Origin of the sequence: Cellulomonas sp. KRMCY2, from assembly GCF_000526515.1 — a bacterium.
Lineage (GTDB): Bacteria > Actinomycetota > Actinomycetes > Actinomycetales > Cellulomonadaceae > Actinotalea.
Genome location: NZ_JAGF01000001.1, coordinates 196,570 through 214,389, shown reverse-complemented (window position 1 = coordinate 214,389; position 17,820 = coordinate 196,570). Strand labels below are relative to the sequence as shown.

At 72.8% G+C, this 17,820-nt stretch carries 18 protein-coding genes; 13 read left to right on the top strand and 5 right to left on the bottom strand.

Annotated elements, in window-relative coordinates; translation table 11 throughout:
- The first annotated feature begins 9 nt into the window (after positions 1-9).
- The 5 genes from K415_RS0101100 (at position 10) to K415_RS0101080 (ending at position 5,084) form a co-directional block, all read left to right on the top strand.
- Positions 10-834, top strand: coding sequence for a TIGR00730 family Rossman fold protein (locus K415_RS0101100; protein WP_024285279.1), 825 nt, complete (start codon positions 10-12; stop codon positions 832-834).
- Entirely contained in the window at positions 831-1,763 is a 933-nt protein-coding gene (folP, locus tag K415_RS0101095) for a dihydropteroate synthase (protein ID WP_024285278.1), read from the top strand. Before K415_RS0101100 ends, folP begins: the two co-directional genes overlap by 4 nt.
- 25 nt (positions 1,764-1,788) lie before the next feature.
- Complete coding sequence (locus K415_RS0101090; protein ID WP_024285277.1) at positions 1,789-3,135, top strand: hypothetical protein; 1,347 nt, start codon at positions 1,789-1,791, stop codon at positions 3,133-3,135.
- A 110-nt stretch (positions 3,136-3,245) separates the two neighbouring features.
- Positions 3,246-3,413, top strand: a complete 168-nt coding sequence (locus K415_RS23195; RefSeq protein WP_081784823.1) for a DUF3117 domain-containing protein — start codon at positions 3,246-3,248, stop codon at positions 3,411-3,413.
- A gap of 72 nt (positions 3,414-3,485) precedes the next feature.
- Positions 3,486-5,084, top strand: a complete 1,599-nt coding sequence (locus K415_RS0101080) for a M17 family metallopeptidase (protein WP_024285276.1) — start codon at positions 3,486-3,488, stop codon at positions 5,082-5,084.
- Positions 5,085-5,114: 30 nt separating this feature from the next.
- Here K415_RS0101080 and K415_RS0101075 read toward each other — a convergent pair whose 3' ends face one another.
- Positions 5,115-5,747 (bottom strand): O-methyltransferase, encoded by a 633-nt coding sequence (locus K415_RS0101075; RefSeq protein ID WP_024285275.1) that lies wholly within the window; start codon positions 5,745-5,747, stop codon positions 5,115-5,117.
- Between the two features lie 314 nt (positions 5,748-6,061).
- Here K415_RS0101075 and sigE point away from each other — a divergent pair, with 314 nt between their 5' ends.
- The 7 genes from sigE to K415_RS22365 all read left to right on the top strand — a co-directional run bounded on the left by sigE (position 6,062) and on the right by K415_RS22365 (position 12,726).
- Positions 6,062-6,682: an RNA polymerase sigma factor SigE gene (gene sigE, locus K415_RS0101070; RefSeq protein WP_051480724.1), complete on the top strand. Its 621-nt coding sequence runs from the start codon at positions 6,062-6,064 to the stop codon at positions 6,680-6,682.
- Entirely contained in the window at positions 6,679-7,788 is a 1,110-nt protein-coding gene (locus tag K415_RS23725; protein ID WP_024285273.1) for an anti-sigma factor, read from the top strand. Before sigE ends, K415_RS23725 begins: the two co-directional genes overlap by 4 nt.
- Positions 7,776-9,233, top strand: a complete 1,458-nt coding sequence (locus K415_RS0101055) for a trypsin-like peptidase domain-containing protein (RefSeq protein WP_024285272.1) — start codon at positions 7,776-7,778, stop codon at positions 9,231-9,233. Before K415_RS23725 ends, K415_RS0101055 begins: the two co-directional genes overlap by 13 nt.
- A 29-nt stretch (positions 9,234-9,262) precedes the next feature.
- Positions 9,263-9,655: a twin-arginine translocase TatA/TatE family subunit gene (locus tag K415_RS0101050; RefSeq protein ID WP_024285271.1), complete on the top strand. Its 393-nt coding sequence runs from the start codon at positions 9,263-9,265 to the stop codon at positions 9,653-9,655.
- Positions 9,656-9,714: 59 nt separating this feature from the next.
- Entirely contained in the window at positions 9,715-10,743 is a 1,029-nt protein-coding gene (gene trpS, locus K415_RS0101045; protein ID WP_024285270.1) for a tryptophan--tRNA ligase, read from the top strand.
- Positions 10,740-11,291 (top strand): 2'-5' RNA ligase family protein, encoded by a 552-nt coding sequence (locus K415_RS0101040; RefSeq protein ID WP_024285269.1) that lies wholly within the window; start codon positions 10,740-10,742, stop codon positions 11,289-11,291. Before trpS ends, K415_RS0101040 begins: the two co-directional genes overlap by 4 nt.
- Before the next feature lie 421 nt (positions 11,292-11,712).
- The gene (locus K415_RS22365) at positions 11,713-12,726 is read left to right on the top strand and encodes a hypothetical protein (protein ID WP_024285268.1); all 1,014 of its coding nucleotides are present in this window, start codon (positions 11,713-11,715) and stop codon (positions 12,724-12,726) included.
- 216 nt (positions 12,727-12,942) lie between these two features.
- On the opposite strand, the gene K415_RS0101030 is transcribed toward K415_RS22365, so the two are convergent.
- The 4 genes from K415_RS0101030 to sdhC are packed head-to-tail and all read right to left on the bottom strand — an operon-like array spanning position 12,943 to position 16,385.
- Positions 12,943-13,716, bottom strand: a complete 774-nt coding sequence (locus K415_RS0101030) for a succinate dehydrogenase iron-sulfur subunit (RefSeq protein ID WP_024285267.1) — start codon at positions 13,714-13,716, stop codon at positions 12,943-12,945.
- The gene (sdhA, locus tag K415_RS0101025; protein ID WP_024285266.1) at positions 13,716-15,497 is read right to left on the bottom strand and encodes a succinate dehydrogenase flavoprotein subunit; all 1,782 of its coding nucleotides are present in this window, start codon (positions 15,495-15,497) and stop codon (positions 13,716-13,718) included. The genes K415_RS0101030 and sdhA overlap by 1 nt, the downstream gene beginning before the upstream one ends.
- Before the next feature lie 52 nt (positions 15,498-15,549).
- Positions 15,550-16,005: a succinate dehydrogenase hydrophobic membrane anchor subunit gene (locus tag K415_RS0101020; protein WP_024285265.1), complete on the bottom strand. Its 456-nt coding sequence runs from the start codon at positions 16,003-16,005 to the stop codon at positions 15,550-15,552.
- Positions 16,005-16,385 carry a succinate dehydrogenase, cytochrome b556 subunit gene (gene sdhC / locus K415_RS0101015; protein ID WP_029662908.1) on the bottom strand — a complete coding sequence of 127 codons (381 nt, stop codon included), beginning with the start codon at positions 16,383-16,385 and terminating at the stop codon, positions 16,005-16,007. Before sdhC ends, K415_RS0101020 begins: the two co-directional genes overlap by 1 nt.
- 200 nt (positions 16,386-16,585) lie before the next feature.
- Between sdhC and K415_RS0101010 the strand changes: the two genes are divergently transcribed.
- On the top strand, positions 16,586-17,743 hold the full coding sequence (locus K415_RS0101010; protein ID WP_024285263.1) for a mannose-1-phosphate guanylyltransferase: 1,158 nt from the start codon (positions 16,586-16,588) through the stop codon (positions 17,741-17,743).
- Positions 17,744-17,820 lie beyond the last annotated feature (77 nt).

The window sequence follows — 17,820 nt, the reverse complement described above, 5'->3', positions numbered from 1 at the left end:
GTCGGGACCATGACCCCAGACGCCCGCCCCTTCGGCAACGGCTACCGCAAGGGCCCGGTGCTGCTGCGTCGCGGCCAGGTGCCGTCCACCACGAGCGACCAGGCCCTGCTCGCCCGGGCCGGTGCCGCCGACTGGCTGCACCTCGACCCGTGGCGCGTGATGCGGATCCAGAGCGAGTTCGTGGAGGGCTTCGGTGCACTCGCCGAGGTGGGTCCGGCGGTGAGCGTGTTCGGCTCGGCCAGGACCAAGCCGCACGAGATCGAGTACGCCTGGGGTGAGCAGGTGGGTCGTGGGCTCGTCGAGGCCGGCTTCGCCGTGATCACCGGCGGCGGACCCGGAGTCATGGAGGCCGCCAACAAGGGCGCCAACGAGGCGGGCGGGCTCTCGGTCGGCCTCGGCATCGAGCTGCCCTTCGAGCAGGGCATGAACCGCTGGGTCGACCTCGGCGTCAACTTCCGGTACTTCTTCGCGCGCAAGACGTGCTTCGTCAAGTACTCGCAGGGCTTCGTCGTCCTGCCCGGCGGGTTCGGCACGTTCGACGAGCTCTTCGAGTCGCTCACTCTCGTCCAGACCCACAAGGTCACCGAGTTCCCGATCGTGCTGGTCGGGACCGCGTACTGGCAGGGTCTGCTCGACTGGCTGCGTGGACCGGTCGTCGATCAGGGCACGATCAACGCCAAGGACCTCGAACTGATCCAGGTCGTCGACGACCCGGACGAGGCCGTGCGGCTGGTGTGCGAGCGCGACGCCCAGCTGCGTGCCGCCGAGGAGGAGGCTGCGACCGCGTACGCCGCCGCGGAGGAGGCAGCCGGGCGCGCCTCGTCCGAGCGGTGAGCGCGCGGGCCGGCGTGCCACCGCGGGGCGTGGCGCTGCGGTTGCGAGGGCGGGTGCTCGCCGCCGACCGACCTGCGGTGATGGCTGTCGTCAACCGGACGCCGGACTCGTTCTACCCGGAGGCCCGCGCGGCCGACGACGACGCGGCCCTGGCTGCCGTGGCTCGTGCTGTCGCGGACGGCGCCGACCTGGTGGACATCGGTGGGGTCCGCGCCGGGCGTGGGCCGGACGTCGACGTGCAGGAGGAGATCGACCGCGTCGTGCCACTCGTCGGACGGGTCCGCCGGGCGTTCCCCGACCTGCCGATCAGCGTGGACACCTGGCGGTCGGACGTGGCGCAGGCCGTGGCCCTGGCCGGCGCCGACCTGCTCAACGACACCTGGGCCGGCCACGACCCGTCCCTGGTCGGTGTCGCTGCGGCGCACGGCCTCGGGGTCGTCTGCTCGCACACCGGCGGGCTGGTGCCTCGCACCGACCCGCTCCGCCCGCAGTACCCGCTGCCGGACGAGCCGGAACCGGCCGACGCGCTCGACGGCGTGCTCGTCGACGTGCTCGCGACCCTGTCCCTCGCTGCGGGCCGCGCGGTCGCCGCCGGCGTCGACCCGCAGTCGGTGCTCGTCGACCCCACGCACGACTTCGGCAAGACCACCTGGCACTCGCTGCACCTGACCCGGCGGACGACCGAGCTCGTCGTCCTCGGGTTCCCCGTCCTGATGGCCCTGAGCCGCAAGGACTTCGTCGGGGAGTCGCTCGACCTGCCGGTCGACGAACGCCTCGAGGGCACGCTCGCCGCCACCGCCGTCGCTGCCTGGCAGGGCGCGTCGGTGTTCCGGGCGCACGACGTGCGCGCGACCCGCCGGCTGGTGGAGATGATCGCCGTGCTGCGCGGCGACCGTCCCCCGGCCCGCGCCGTCCGCGGACTGGCCTGAGCCGGTGGGACCGCCGGCTCCTCCGGTGCCCCCGGCGCCGGCCGTGCGCGGGACGTTGCGCCCGGCGTTGCGCCCGGCGCACTGGCCGTGGTGGGTCCAGGTGCTCGCCGTGCACGGCGCCGCGCGGGTCGTCAGCGCCGTCATCCTGATCGCCGTCGCCGGGACCCAGGCCGCCAACCCGTGGACGGACGCGGCGCCCTCGTACCCGCACTACGCGGGTCTGATGTGGGACGGGAGCTGGTACCGCACCATCGCCGAGACCGGCTACCCCGACGGCCTGCCGGTGGGCGCCGACGGGCGTGTCGTGCAGAACGCCTGGGCCTTCTTCCCGCTGTTCCCGATCCTCGCGCGTGCTCTCATGGGCATCACAGGTGCGCCCTGGCACGTCGTCGCCCCGACGCTCGCCCTCGTCCTGTCCGGTCTCGCGATGCTCGTCGTCCACCAGCTCGTCGACGCCGCGACCGGACGCGCCGCGATCGGACCCGCCGCGATCGCGCGCGCCGCGACCGGACGCGCCGCGACCAGGGGACCGGCCGGGATCGCGGAGCCGGTCCGGCGCGCACTGCCGCTGGTCACCGTCGCCGTCCTGACGACCTTCGCCTCGGCACCCGTCCTGCAGGTGGCCTACACCGAGTCCCTCGCCCTGCTGCTCCTGGCCGGTGCGCTCTGGTGCCTGGTCCGGCGCCAGTACCTGCTCGCCGTCCCGGTCGTGATCGCACTCGGGCTCACCCGCGCCGTGGCGCTGCCGGTGGCCGTCGCCGTCCTCGCGCACGCGGTCGTCCGGCTGCGCCGGTCGCGGGCCGGCGCAGCGCCGTGGCCGCGGCGCGAACGGGTCGAGCTCGGCGTGCTCGCTGCCGCGACCGTCGGTTCCGGGCTCCTGTGGCCCGCGTTCGTCGGTTGGGCCACGGGCGTCCCCGGCGCCTACACCCAGACGCAGGCCGCGTGGCGCGGGCGTGGTGAGGTCGTCCCGCTGGTGCCGTGGTTCGACGTCGCCCGATGGCTCGTCGGCGGCTGGGGTCCGGCACTGGTGCTGGTCGTGGTCGGACTGCTCGTCCTGGCAGTCGTCTCGCGACCGGCGACCAGGATGGGGCCCGAGCTGCACGCCTGGACGGCCGGCTACCTCGCGTATCTCGTCGGTGTGCTCGAGCCGGGCACCAGCCTGGTCCGGTTCCTCCTGCTCGCGTTCCCGCTCGCCGGGGCGATCGCCCAGGTGGCGCTGCACAGCCGATGGCCGCGCACGGCCCTCGCGGTGGTGCTGCTGCTCGGCGTCGTCGGGCAGGTCGCGTGGGTCGGTCTGCTGTGGCGACTGGTCCCCCCTCGGGCTGGCCGCCGTGATCGGGTCCCGCGGTGCGCCGGTGGTGAACTAGACTGATCTCGGACATCCGTCCTCTCAGCCGCCCACCGTGAGCGCCTCGGCCTGTGCCGACCGCCCCAGGTCCGGGTGCTGGAGGTCGGGACGAGACAGACGGGGAGGAGCCACCGATGGCTGCGATGAAGCCGAGGACCGGTGACGGACCGCTCGAGGTCACCAAGGAGGGACGCGGCATCGTGATGCGCGTCCCGCTGGAAGGTGGCGGCCGTCTGGTCGTCGAGCTCAACGCGACCGAGGCTCGCGAGCTGGGCGAGGCACTCACCTCCGTCGTCAGCTAGACCGACGGCCGGCTGAGCAGCGCTGTGGCGGGTCCTGGGCGTCGACGGCCGTCCGAACGACGCCAGACGCCGGTGTCTCTCGTCGCACCCCTGCCCGAGGTCGTCGTGTCACGGGGCAGCGTCCTGAGCACGCAGCTGCTCACCGGACCGGAGGTCGACGCACTCGTCGTGCCGGTCGCACCCCCGGCAGAGGGCGACGAGGGTGTGCAGCCCCGTACCGGTACGGCGGACGCCGCAGCCCGGTTCGGCGTCGACCTGGGTGAGCTGGCCGATCGGCTCGAGATGACCGGGGCGGCCGGCGACGCCACGACGCTGCACCTGCCCCGCAGCGCTTCGGTCGAGCGTGAGCTGCCGTGGTCGCGGCTGCCTGCCACCGTCGTCGTCGTGGGCGTCGGCGCGGGAACCCTGCAGGACCTTCGCCGGGCCGGTGCCGCGATCGCCCGCTCGACGCGGGGTATGCGCCGGGTCGTCACGACGGTCGGCGCAGATGCCGGCAGCGACGGCACGCGGGCGCTGGTCGAGGGCTACCTGCTCGGTGCGTACCGCCATCCCACCCGGGCGACCGGGAAGCCGGCGAAGGCACCGGCCGCAAGCCTCGTCCTGCTCGGTCGGTACACGCAGGCGGCCGTCGACGCCGCCGGCCTGGCCGCGATGGCGACCTGGACCGCCAGGACTCTGACCGTGACACCGTCCGACACCAAGAACCCCGCGTGGCTCGCCGAGCGCGCCGCCGAGCTCGCCACCGCCGCAGGTCTGACCGTCGAGGTCCTCGGACCCCAGGAGCTGGCTGCGCGCGGCTTCGGCGGGCTGCTCGCCGTCGGCGGTGGGTCCGCGACCGGGCCGCGCCTCGTCACGGTCCGCTACGAGCCTCCCGCACCTGCTCCGACCCGGAACCGGGCCGGGACGGCAGCCGGACCGGCGCGACCGGGATCGACCCCACGGCACATCGTCCTGGTCGGCAAGGGCATCACCTACGACACCGGCGGGATCTCGATCAAGCCGCGTGAGTCGATGGTGCCGATGAAGACGGACATGGCCGGCGCTGCCGTCGTCCTGGCCACCGTCCTCGGCGCGGCCGCGGCCGGGGTGCAGCACCGGGTCACCGCGCTGCTGCCGCTCGCCGAGAACGCCTTCGGCGGGTCGTCGTACCGACCCGGTGACGTGCTGCGGCTGTACGGCGGGACCACCGTCGAGATCACCAACACCGATGCCGAGGGTCGCATCGTGCTGGCCGATGCGCTCAGCCATGCCGACGCGGACCTCGACCCGGACGTCCTGATCGACGTCGCGACCCTCACCGGCGCAGCCACCCTCGGGCTCGGCAAGCAGCACGGCGCCCTGTACACGGCCGAGGACGCGTTGGCCTGTGCGCTGCAGGACGCCGGCGACGAGACCGGTGAGCTGCTGTGGCGGATGCCGCTGGTCGCCGACTACCGCCCGGTCCTCGACTCGGACGTCGCGGACCTCCGGCACGTCCCGGTCGACCCGCACGTCGGTGGCGGCTCGATCACTGCCGCCCTTTTCCTGCAGCGCTTCGTCGGTGACCGACGATGGGCCCACCTCGACATCGCCGGGCCGGCCCGCGCGACGGCTGCGAGCCACGAGCTGCCGGAGGGTGCCACCGGCTTCGGTGCCCGGCTCCTGCTGCGCTGGCTCACCCAGCTGCGCTGAGCCACCCGGCTGCGCTGAGCGCCGGTCGCATCAGACGCGTGCGGCGAGCAGCAACCCGTCTCCGCTGGGAACGAGGGCGGGCAGCACGCGGGCGTCCTCGCGGAGCGTGCGCGCCACCTCCCGCAGCGCGGTGGTGACCTCGTCGCGACGGGCCGGGTCGGGCACCAGGTCGTGACCGAGCGCATGCGCCACGGCCAGCACACCGCCCGGGCGCAGCAGGCGCAGGGCCTGCTCGACGTGCTCGGCGAGCTCGAGCGGGTCGCCGTCGACCAGGACGAGGTCGTAGGCCGCATCCGTCAGCCGTGGCAGGACCTCGGACGCGCGTCCGGTGATCGTGCGGGCACGGGTGGGGCGGATGCCGGCCTCGGTGAACGCCGCCTTGGCGGCGCGCTGGTGCTCGGCCTCGGAGTCGATGGTCGTGAGCACCCCGTCCGGGCTCATCCCGCGCAGCAGCCACAGACCCGAGACACCGGCTCCGGTGCCGATCTCGACGACGGCGGTGGCCCGCAACGCGGCTGCGAGGAGCTGCAGGAGTGCGCCGGTCCCGGCGGAGACCGAACCGCAGCCGAGCTGCTCGCTGCGGTCCGTGGCCCGGAGCAGCGCCTCGTCGAGGGAGCGGAAGTCCTCGCTGTAGGCCCAGCTCGCAGCCTTGTCGGTGGAGATGGTGGCCTCCTGGTGCACGTCGCCGGATTCGGGGCGCCTCGATGCTATCCCCGGCCGCGTGGCACGGGTCGGGCGAACCGCCGCGGGACCGGGAACACCGCTGCTGCCCCGGGCGTTGCCACGGTGCGGACTCTGGGAGACTGGAAGCCTCCGCAGACACGTCGAGGACCCTGGAGGCAAGCACGGTGCGAACGGGACTGCGCGAGCCGAGGGCTCTGGACGCGGCCACGGCGCCCGCTGCCGGTGCCCGGTCCACCGTCGAGGTCGTGCCCGCTGCCGGCGTGCCCGTGCCCGCCGCAAGGCCCGCTGCCGGCATGCCCGTGCCCGCTGCCGGGCCCGCTGCGGAGACCGGACCTGTCGCGGCGCCGTACGAGCCGCCCAGCTGGGAGCAGATCGTCACGGAGCACTCGGCGCGGGTCTACCGCCTGGCCTACCGGCTCAGCGGCAACCAGCACGACGCGGAGGACCTCACACAGGAGACGTTCATCCGGGTGTTCCGTTCGCTGTCCTCCTACACCCCGGGGACCTTCGAGGGCTGGCTGCACCGGATCACCACGAACCTGTTCCTCGACCAGGTCAGGCGGCGACGGCGGATCCGGATGGAGCCGCTCGGCGACGACGCGCAGCATGTGGCGGGGCCGGTGGGTCTCGGTTCGCCGGAGCGCGGCTTCGAGCACACCCACATGGACCAGGACGTGCAGCGTGCCCTCGACGCGCTCTCGCCCGAGTTCCGTGCCGCCGTCGTGCTGTGCGACATCGAGGGCCTGTCCTACGAGGAGATCGCGGCAACCCTCGGCATCAAGCTCGGCACGGTGCGCTCGCGGATCCACCGGGCCCGGACCCAGCTCCGCGTGTCGCTCGCACACCGCGCACCGGACACGGCCGAGGTGCCGGCGACCGGTGTGGCGGCCCTGCGGACGGGGGAGCGGCCGTGAACCATCTGGGGACGTTGATCAGCGCACTGGCCGACGGCCAGCTCGCCCCCGACGTCGCCGAGCGCGCGCTCGGGCACGTCGCCCGCTGCCCCGACTGCGCCGCCGAGCTCGCGGCCTCCCGGGCATCGCGACGAGTGCTCTCGACGGCCTTCGACGTCCCCGTCGCGCCCGGCCTGACGAGCCGGCTGCTCGCCCTCGGTGCGGCGTCGGAGTGCTGGGCCCCAGCGGCACCGAGGCCGCCGGTCCGTCCGGGCGACGACCGGCTCGCGAGCAGCTCGGTCCCGTTGCCGGGTACCGAGGTCGGTCGACGTCTGCCGGCGGGCTGTCTCGACGGGCGGCTCGGTCGCCGCCGGGTCAGCAGCCGATGGCTCGTCGTGACGACCACCGGGATCGGTGTGATGGCTGCCGGGCTCTTCGTGCTCGGCGAGCTGCCCGACGTCGGGCCGTCGGTGCACACGGCCAACGCCCTGACGCTGCTCGGCCGGGCCGCCGCGGTGTCGACGGCACCGGCACGCTCGGCGGGGGTCCCGGCCGGCCCGGACGCCGCCGGGTTCGCGATGATCCGGACGACCGCGCTGCGCCAGGACGACGGCACGAGTCCGGCTGACGGAGCAGGTCCGGCCGACACGTCGGCCCCGACGACCGCGATGGCCGAACCCGGCCTCGACCTCAGCGGCCCCGAGGCGCATGCGCAGGTTCTCACCTGGATCGACGAGCACGGCTGGACGCCTCCCGTCGCGCTGCCCGACGGCTACCAGGTGGTCGGCCTGCGCGTCGCGACCGACGGCTCCGGCACCCTCGAGCTCGACCTCGACGGCGAGCGCGGGTTGATCGTGGTCACGCAGGCGCACGGCCGGCTGGCACCCGCGGTGGTCGCGCGAGCCACCCAGGTCGAGATCGGCGACGCTCAGGTCCATGTTCTGTCGACGTCGCCCTGGCACGGCGTGTGGCAGGCCGGCGACACCGTCGTCAGCGTGGTCGCCGAGGTTCCCTCCGACATCATCGGCAGCGTCGTGACCGCCTATCCCGCCCAGGCCTATGACGACGGCATCACGGCCCGCATGCTGCGCGGCTGGGACGTCCTGGCAGGAACATGGAGCCCGTGAGCATCGAACCGCACAACCCGCAGCCGGACAGCCCGCAGCCGGAGAGCCCGCGGCCGGACAGCCCGTCGGATGCGAACCTGTTCTCCCCGCCGTCGACCCATCGGGTGCCGGCGGAGCATGCCCCGCCGAGCGCGTCGGTCGAGCCGGCGGGCCAGGACCAGCCGTCCGCCGTCGTGCGGCCCGACGGCGACGTCGGGGCTGCCGTCGCCGGATCCGCCGCCGGGCTGCCCGGTTCGCCGGCTCCCGCCGAGGTGCCCGAGCCGACCCTCGATGCCGCCGGAGCCCCGGTCCTGGCGCCGATGCCGACCGACAGCTGGGGCCGGGTCGTCCCTCCGCCGGCCGAGCGTCGGCCGCGCAGGTCGATGAGTCCGCTGGTGCTCGTCCCGATGCTGCTGCTCGCCCTGGTCGCGGGAGCCGCCGGCGGCGTGCTCGCCGACCGTCTGACCGACGAGCAGCGACCGACCGACGCCGCGCTGCCCCTGTACGCCGGTGAGCCGGCGGATCTCGGCCAGCTCACCGGTGTCGCGGCGATCGCGGCCAAGGTGCTGCCGAGCGTGGTCTCGATCGAGGTGCGCGGCACGGCGGGCGAGGGCACCGGTTCCGGGTTCGTGCTGCGTGAGAACGGCTACATCCTGACGAACAACCACGTGGTCGCGGCATCGGTCGGCGACGAGGCCGAGATCGTCGTCGTCTTCGCGGACGGCAGCGAGGAGCCGGCCGAGCTCGTCGGCCGCACGTCGGAGTACGACCTCGCCGTGATCAAGGTCGACCGCACCGGTCTGACGGCACTGGTGCTCGGCGACTCGGACAAGGTCGTGGTCGGCGAGCCGGTCGTGGCCGTCGGGGCGCCGCTCGGGCTGCAGGGCACCGTGACCACCGGGATCGTCAGCGCACTCAACCGTCCCGTCTCCACCGGCAGCACGGCCGCCGCCGTCTTCATCAACGCGATCCAGACCGACGCGGCGATCAACCCCGGCAACTCCGGGGGGCCGCTGGTCAACGCGGCCGGTCAGGTGATCGGCATCAACTCCGCCATCGCCCAGCCCCCGGGCAGCGCGCTGGCCGCCGGGAGCATCGGCCTGGGTTTCGCGATCACCTCCAACCAGGCGCGACGGACGGCCGAGCAGCTGATCGAGACCGGCGAGGCGACCTATCCGGTCATCGGCGTCCTGCTCGACGGTCGCTACACCGGCGAGGGCGTGCAGGTCACGACCGAGCCCCAGGACGGCCAGGAGCCGGTCACCCCGGACGGTCCGGCAGACCGGGCCGGGATCCAGCCGGGGGACATCATCGTGGCGATCGACGGCAGGCCAGTGACCCAGGCGGACGAGCTCATCGTGGCGATCCGGGCCAAGGCGCCGGGTGACGCGGTGACGCTCACCGTCCGCACCGCCGGCGACGAGCGCGAGGTGCGGGTGGTTCTCGATGAGTTCACCAGCGAGTGAACCCGCCCGCGCGCGGCTAGTCTGACGCCGTGTTCGGGATCAACGGTGCGGAGCTCGGGATCCTGCTGCTCGTCGCCGTCGTCGTCGTCGGCCCCGAGCGGCTCCCCCGCTATGCCGAGCAGCTCGGCGGCTGGGTCCGGACCCTGCGCGGACTCCTGCGGACCGCCAAGGAGCGTGTCACCGAGGAGCTCGGTGAGGACGTGGCGGACGTCGACTGGGCGTCGCTCGATCCCCGGCGGTACGACCCGCGGCGGATCGTCCGCGAGGCGCTGCTCGACGAGCCGAAGACCGTCGTCCCGGCGGTCGAGGCGACCGGCCGGCGCTACACCACCGGCGCCGCGCGACGCGCTGCCGAGGCGGCCGCCGTAGCCGCTCCGCCCGCTCCGGACGCCCCGGCCCCGTACGACGACGAAGCGACCTGACGCGGTCGCCCGAGGGTCCGGTTCGAACCCACCCCGGTGGACCTGTCAGAATGCTCGCCATGTCCTACGCGGCGCAGCGACCTCGGATCCTCTCGGGCATGCAGCCCACCTCGGACTCCCTCCACCTCGGCAACTACCTCGGTGCCCTGACGCACTGGGTCGCCCTGCAGGACGACTACGACGCGCTCTACATGGTCGCGGACCTGCACGCACTGACCGTGAGCCCCGACCCCGCCGTGCTGCGCCAGCGCACCCGGCGGACGGCTGCGCAGTACCTCGCGGCCGGGGTCGACCCCGCGCGGTCGGTGCTGTTCGTGCAGAGCCACGTGCCGGAGCATGCGGAGCTGTCGTGGGTGCTCGGCTGCTTCACCGGCTTCGGCGAGGCGTCGCGGATGACCCAGTTCAAGGACAAGTCCGCCCGGCAGGGTGCGGAAGGAACGACGGTCGGCCTGTTCACCTACCCGGTCCTGATGGCGGCGGACATCCTGGTGTACGACGCCGCACTCGTACCGGTGGGCGAGGACCAGCGTCAGCACCTGGAGATCACCCGGGACCTGGCCCAGCGCGCGAACTCCCGGTACGGCAGGACGTTCGTCGTCCCGGACGCGCACATCGTCAAGGCGACGGCGAAGATCCAGGACCTGCAGGACCCGACGTCGAAGATGAGCAAGTCCGCCTCGACGCCGAACGGCCTGATCGAGCTGCTCGACGAGCCCCGGATCGCCGCGAAGCGGATCCGCTCGGCCGTCACGGACGCCGAGCGGGAGATCCGCTTCGACGAGGCGGCCAAGCCAGGCATCTCCAACCTGCTGACCATCTACTCGGCACTCACCGGCCGCCCCGTCGTCGACCTCGTGACGGACTACGAGGGCAAGGGGTACGGGGATCTCAAGAAGGACCTCGCCGAGGTCGTCGTCGACTTCCTCGTGCCGTTCCAGGAACGGGTGAACGGCTACCTCGACAGTCCCGACGTGCTCGACGGCCTGCTGGCCGACGGCGCCGACAAGGCCCGGACGATCGCGAGCGCGACGTTGGCGCGCGTCTACGACCGGGTCGGGCTGCTGCCGGCGCGGGGGACGCGCGCGTGAGGCTCCCGGAACGGGTCGGTGACCAGGTGCGCATCGGCATCGCCCTCGCCGTCCCGGTGCCCTTCGGGCCCGCCCTGCAGCGTGCGCGGGCGGGCTTCGGCGATCCGCTGGCCAAGGACATCCCGCCGCACGTCACGCTGCTGGGGCCGACGATCCTCGAGCCGGTCGAGCTCGCCGCCGTCGCCGAGCACCTGACCGCCGTCGGCCGGCGCCATGCGCCGTTCACCGTGCACCTGCGCGGGACGGGCACCTTCCGTCCGGTGTCGGACGTCGTCTTCGTCCAGGTCGTCCGGGGGATCGCGGAGTGCGAGCAGCTCGAGCGCGCCGTGCGGTCCGGTCCGCTCGAGCAGGAGCTGCGCTTCAACTATCACCCGCACGTGACTGTCGCGCACGACGTGCCCGATGCGGCCCTCGACCGGGCGTTCGCCGAGCTCGCCGACTTCGAGGCGCGGTTCCTGGCCGACAGCATCCAGGTCTTCGAGCACGGCGACGACGGCGTCTGGCGTACCGTCCGCGACATCCCGCTCACCGCCACCCCGGCCATCTGACCCGCCCGCGGCCTACCGCCCGCCCGCCGGTCCGCGACCCGCCCGCCCGCCGGTCCGCGACCCGCCCGCCCGCCGGATGTGGAGCGTTCCGCCGGCGTGTGGAGCGTTCCGTCGGCGAGTGGAGCGTTGCACCCTCGGCGCGCCGGCGTGTCCAGGGTCGAACGCTCTACTGGCGTGGGGGCAGCCGTCGCCCCGGTGTTGGGCGATCGTCCCGGTGACGGGTGATCGCCCGGGCGGCGGGGTGGTCGAGCGGCTGAGGCTGGTCGGGGGGCTGAGGCTGGTCGAGGGGCTGAGGGTGGTTGAGCGGCCGAGGGTGGTTGAGCGGCTGACGGTGGTCGGTCCGACGGCTGCGTGCCGGGACCACAGGGCACCGACGTGTCCGGTCCGTGCACAGGCGACAGTGGCCTCCCGCCGATCGTGCGTGCTGTGGCTGCGAGCCTCGACCGTGCTCGAGCCCGATCCGCTGCCGTACACCCTGCGTACCCGTGACGCACCTGCCGCCGGGATCTCGCGCGTCGTCCTGCAGGGACGCGAGTTCGTCACCGTCCGACGGGGGCTCCGGGTGCCCAGCGCCGTGGACCCCGAGCACCCCGACGTCCGGATCGCAGCCGTGGCTGCGCAGCTCCCGGAGCACAGCGTGATCGGTGGCTGGGCGGCGGCGCGTCTGCACGAGAGAGCGGCCGGGCGAGACACGCTCGAGGTGTTCGACGGTGGCCGACGATGGGAGGAGCCGATGCGCGGCCGCCGCGCCGACGGTCCGGCGCGCATCCTCATCTGTGCGCCTCGCGAGAGTCGCCTCGCACTCAGGGCGGACGTCCGCGTCTTCCGGAGCCCTGTGCGCGACGACGAGGTGTGCTTCCGCTCGGGCGTCCGGGTCACCTCTCCGCTGCGAACCGCGCTCGACCTCGCACGGCTGCTGCCGCTCGCCAGGGCGCTGGTCGCCGTCGACCGCATGCTCCGTCTCGGCCTGATCGACGCCGACGACCTCGCGGCGATGGTCGACCAGCGGGCGGGGTGCCGGGGGCGCCCAGCTGCGCAACGCGTCGTCGGGCTGATGGACGGGGGAGCGGAGTCGCCGCAGGAGACCCTGATGCGTTGTGCATGGATCGCCGCCGGCCAGCCGCGCCCGGCGTGCAACCTGGTCGTCAGGGATGGATCCGGGCGGTTCGTGGGTCGGGTCGACCTCATCGACCAGGTTCACGGGGTGGTGGGTGAGTACGACGGTGCGCTGCACGCCGACGCAGTGCGGCGGAGCCGAGACGCGCAGCGCCAGGAGTCGCTCGAGGAGCTGGGTCTGGTGGTCGCGCGTGCGACGTCGGCGGACATCGACCCGAACGGTCGGGCGGACCGGTGGCAGGGGAGGCTGCGATCGGCCTATCGCCGTGCGGCGGGCCGCGCGGCGCGCGACCGTCGATGGGTGATCACAGCGACCTGAGCCCGCGGCCGCGGGGCATCGGCATCCTGCGGCGGTACCTGTCGCGTCACGACGGTGTGGAGCGTTCGGTCCTGGGCGCGCCGGCGCGTCGGGGTCGGGACGCGCCACTCGGGGTCGGGCCGCTCCACTCGGGGTCGGGACGCGCCACTCGGGGTCGGGCCGCTCCACTCGGGGTCGGGCCGCTCCACTCGGGGTCGGGACGGGGTCGGGCCAGGGTCAGAACGCGCGGGTGATCATGGCGCGCTTGACCTCTTGGATGGCCTTCGTGACCTCGATGCCGCGCGGGCAGGCCTCGGTGCAGTTGAAGACCGTGCGACAGCGCCACACGCCCTCCCGATCGTTGAGGATCTCCAGACGCTGTGCGCCACCCTCGTCCCGGCTGTCGAAGATGAACCGGTGCGCGCTGACGATGGCCGCCGGGCCGAAGTACTGGCCATCGGTCCAGAAGACCGGGCAGGACGACGTGCAGGCGGCGCACAGGATGCACTTCGTGGTGTCCTCGTAGCGTGCGTGCTCCTCGGCGGACTGCAGCCGCTCCCGGCTGGGCTGGTTCGTGCCGGTGATCAGGAACGGCATGATCTCGCGGTAGGACGCGAAGAACGGCTCCATGTCGACGACCAGGTCCTTGAGGACCGGCAGACCCTTGATCGGCTCGATGGTGATCGGCTGATCGGGGTTGAGGTCCTTGAGCAGGACCTTGCACGCGAGCCGGTTGCGGCCGTTGATCCGCATCGCGTCGGACCCGCAGATGCCGTGCGCGCACGAGCGCCGGAACGTCAGGGAGCCGTCGACCTCCCACTTGACCTTGTGCATCGCATCGAGCACACGGTCGGTGCCGTGCGCGGTGACCGTGAACTCCTCCCAGTACGACTCGGGACTGCCGTCCGGGTCGAAGCGCCGGATGCGCAGGGTCACGTCGAAGCTCGGGATGGCGCCGACCGCGGGGGTCGGGCCGGGGGCACCCCCGGTGTTCTCCTGGACGGCGGTCATCAGTACTTGCGCTCCATCGGCTGGTAGCGGGTGACGGTCACCGGCTTGTGGTCGAGGCGGACCTCGGTGCCGACCCCCGTCGTGGACGGACGGACGTAGGCCATCGTGTGCTTCATGTACTTCGCGTCGTCGCGGGTCGGGAAGTCCTCCCGGAAGTGCCCACCGCGCGACTCCTCGCGGGCCAGCGCGCCGACGACGACGATCTCGGCGAGGTCGATCAGGAAGCCCAGCTCGATCGCTTCCAGCAGGTCGGTGTTGAACCGCCGGCCCTTGTCCTGGACGCTGACCGAGCGGTAGCGCCGCCTGACCTCGGTGATGTCGGCCAGTGCCGTGGTCAGCGACGCGGCCGTCCGGAACACCTGCGCATTCATGTCCATCGACTCCTGCAGCGTCCGGCGCAGGTCGGAGACCCGTTCGCCCTGCGGCTGGTCGCGCATCCGCTCGAGCTCGCCGATGACCGCAGCGGCCGGGTCCGGCGGGAGGGCGCCCCACGTGGCGCCCGCCGCGTAGGTCGCCGCAGCGATGCCGGCGCGCTTGCCGAAGACGTTGATGTCGAGCAGGGAGTTGGTGCCCAGGCGGTTCGAGCCGTGCACCGAGACGCACGCGACCTCGCCGGCGGCGAACAGCCCGTGCACGACGTCGGTGTTGTTGCGCAGCACCTCGGTCTGGATGGTGGTCGGGATCCCGCCCATCGCGTAGTGCGCCGTCGGGTAGACCGGGATCGGCTCGGTGTACGGCTCGATGCCCAGGTAGGTCCGGGCGAACTCGGTGATGTCGGGCAGCTTCGCGTCGATGTGCGCCGGCTCGAGGTGCGTCAGGTCGAGCAGCACGTAGTCCTTGTTCGGGCCGGTCCCGCGTCCTTCGCGCACCTCGTTGGCCATCGCCCGGGCCACGATGTCGCGCGGGGCGAGGTCCTTGATCGTCGGGGCGTAGCGCTCCATGAAACGCTCGCCCTCGCTGTTGCGCAGGATGGCGCCCTCGCCCCGGGCGGCCTCCGACAGGAGGATCCCGAGGCCCGCGAGGCCGGTCGGGTGGAACTGGAAGAACTCCAGGTCCTCCAGCGGGATGCCGCGGCGCAGGGCCAGCGCCATGCCGTCGCCGGTCAGGGTGTGCGCGTTGGACGTCGTCTTGAAGATCTTGCCGGCGCCGCCGGTGGCGAAGATGACCGCCTTGGCGCTGAACACGTGGATCTCTCCGGTGGCCAGCTCGTACGCGACGACACCGGTCACGGCGACGGGTTCGCCGTCCGGCACGTCGCCCGCCGACAGGTCGGCGGTGAGCAGGACGTCGAGCACGTAGAACTCGTTGAAGAACTCCACGTCCTGCTTGACGCACTGCTGGTAGAGGGTCTGCAGGATCATGTGGCCGGTGCGGTCGGCCGCGTAGCAGGCCCGGCGGACGGGCGCCTGGCCGTGGTCGCGCGTGTGCCCGCCGAAGCGGCGCTGGTCGATCTTGCCGTCCGGGGTGCGGTTGAACGGCAGCCCCATCCGCTCCAGGTCGAGCACGGCGTCGATGGCCTCCTTCGCCATCACCTCGGCGGCGTCCTGGTCGACCAGGTAGTCACCGCCCTTGACCGTGTCGAACGTGTGCCACTCCCAGTTGTCCTCCTCGACGTTGGCCAGAGCGGCGCACATGCCACCCTGTGCCGCGCCGGTGTGCGACCGGGTGGGGTAGAGCTTGCTCAGCACAGCGGTCCGGGCGCGCGTGGAGGACTCCAGGGCCGCCCGCATGCCCGCGCCCCCAGCGCCCACGATGACGACGTCGTACTGGTGGGTCTGCATCAGGTTGTCAGTCCTTCGTCGGTCGGGGCAGGCGGGTACGTGATCCGCGTGGTCAGGCGGTGCAGAAGGAGGGCAGCAGGTCGGCGGGGCTCCCGGTGGGGCACGGGTCGAACGTGAAGATCACCAGCGTGCCCAGCACGACGGTCACGACGAAGGCCAGGTACAGGGCGCTCTTGAGGACGAGCCGTGTCCCGGTCCGCTCGGCGTAGTCGTTGATGATCGTCCGGACCCCGTTCGTGCCATGGATCATCGCCAGCCAGAGCATCAGCAGGTCCCAGACCTGCCACAGCGGCGAGGCCCACTTGCCGGCGACGAAGCCGAAGTCGACAGCGCTGATGCCGTCACCGTCGATGAGGTTCATGAACAGGTGACCGAAGATCAGGACGACCAGCAGCACGCCGGACGCGCGCATGAAGACCCAGCCGTACATCTCGTAGTTGGTCCGGGTGGTCCGCCGGTTGCGAGGGCTGCGCGGTGCTGCCAGCGCCGGCGTCGCGAGCTGTGCCATCAGTGCTCCCCGAACACGTTCATCAGGTGACGTGGCAGGAATCCGGCCATCGTGACGACGAACAGCCCGACGACGATCCAGAGCATCACGCGGTGGTACCGCGGTCCCTTGGACCAGAAGTCGACCAGCATCACCCGGATGCCGTTGTAGGCGTGGAAGACGATCGCCGCGACGAGGCCTGCCTCGCCCAGACCCATGATCGGGTTCTTGTACGTGCCGATGACCGCGTTGTACGCCTCGGGCGACACCCGCACGAGCGAGGTGTCGAGCACGTGGACCAGCAGGAAGAAGAAGATCAGGAAGCCGGTCACCCGATGGGCGACCCAGGACCACATCCCCTCGCGGCCGCGGTAGAGCGTGCCAGCCGGTGCTTCGGGCACTGGTGATCCTCCCGGCAGATCGGGTGACGGCGTCGTCAGGTCGGTGGGTCGAAGACGCTTGCCACTGTACGACGACGACTCTATCGACACCGCAGTCGGTGGCGGCTGCGCGCAACGGTCGCAGGTCCCTGCCGCCCGGTGAGTGTGACCAACACCACAGGCCGAGCCGCCAGACGTCGTCGACCTGGCAGGATCGGCGCATGGTTCCCACGCTGCCTGCCGACCTGCCTGCCGACCTGGCCACCGACCGGACGATCCCGGGCTTCCGCGCCGTCGTGCCGGCCGGCGGCGCAGGGACGCGTTTGTGGCCGCTGTCGCGCGCCGGTGCGCCGAAGTTCCTGCACGACCTGACCGGCAGCGGCCGCACCCTGCTCCAGGAGACCCTCGACCGGCTGCTGCCCCTGACCGGGCCCGACGGCGTCGTCGTGGTCACCGGTGAGCGGCACGAGGACGCCGTGCGGGCCCAGCTGCCCGAGCTGGGTGCGGGCGCGGTCCTGACCGAGCCCTCACCGCGCGACTCGATGGCCGCCATCGGCCTCGCCGCGGCTGTCCTGGCCGAACGCGAGGGTGACGTGGTAATCGGCTCGTTCGCGGCCGACCACGTGATCGACGCCGGACCCGGCTTCGCCGACGCCGTCCGGCAGGGGGTCGCCGCAGCCCGCGCCGGGTACGTGGTGACGGTCGGGATCGCGGCCAGCAGCCCGTCGACCGCATTCGGCTACCTCCGGATGGGGGAGCAGCTCGGCCTGACGGGCGCCCCCGGCGCGCGGCACTCGCTCGGCTTCACCGAGAAGCCGGACGCGCAGACGGCGGCGCGCTATCTCGAGACCGGTGAGTACCGCTGGAACGCGGGCATGTTCATCGTGCGGGCGCAGGTCCTGCTCGACCACCTGGCCGAGCTGCACCCCGCGCTGCACGCAGGTCTGCGGGCGATCGCGGCCGCCTGGGACACGCCGCAGCGGGCTGAGGTCATGGCATCGACCTGGCCCGAGCTGGAGAAGATCGCGATCGACTACGCGATCGCCGAGCCGGTCGCGGCCGCCGGCGGGGTCGCGGTCGTCCCCGGCGACTTCCGCTGGGACGACGTCGGCGACTTCGCCTCCCTCGGCTCGCTGCTGCCGCCGACGGATGGGGTGGGCACGCGCGTGCTGGGCGACGTCGGTCAGGTGCTGACCGTCGACGCGACCGGCTCGCTCGTCGTGCCGCAGGGCGGGCGCCTGGTCACGATCCTCGGGCTGGACGATCTCGTCGTCGTCGACCTGCCGGACGCGCTGCTGGTCACCACACGCAGCCACGCGCAAGGGCTCAAGGCCGTGGTCGACGCCGTGCGCGCCGCAGGTCGGACCGATCTGCTCTGACGGTCCTGCACCGGCGGTCCTGCTCCGACGGTCCTGCTCCGGCGGTCCTGCTCTGAAGGTCCTGCGCCGACGGCGTC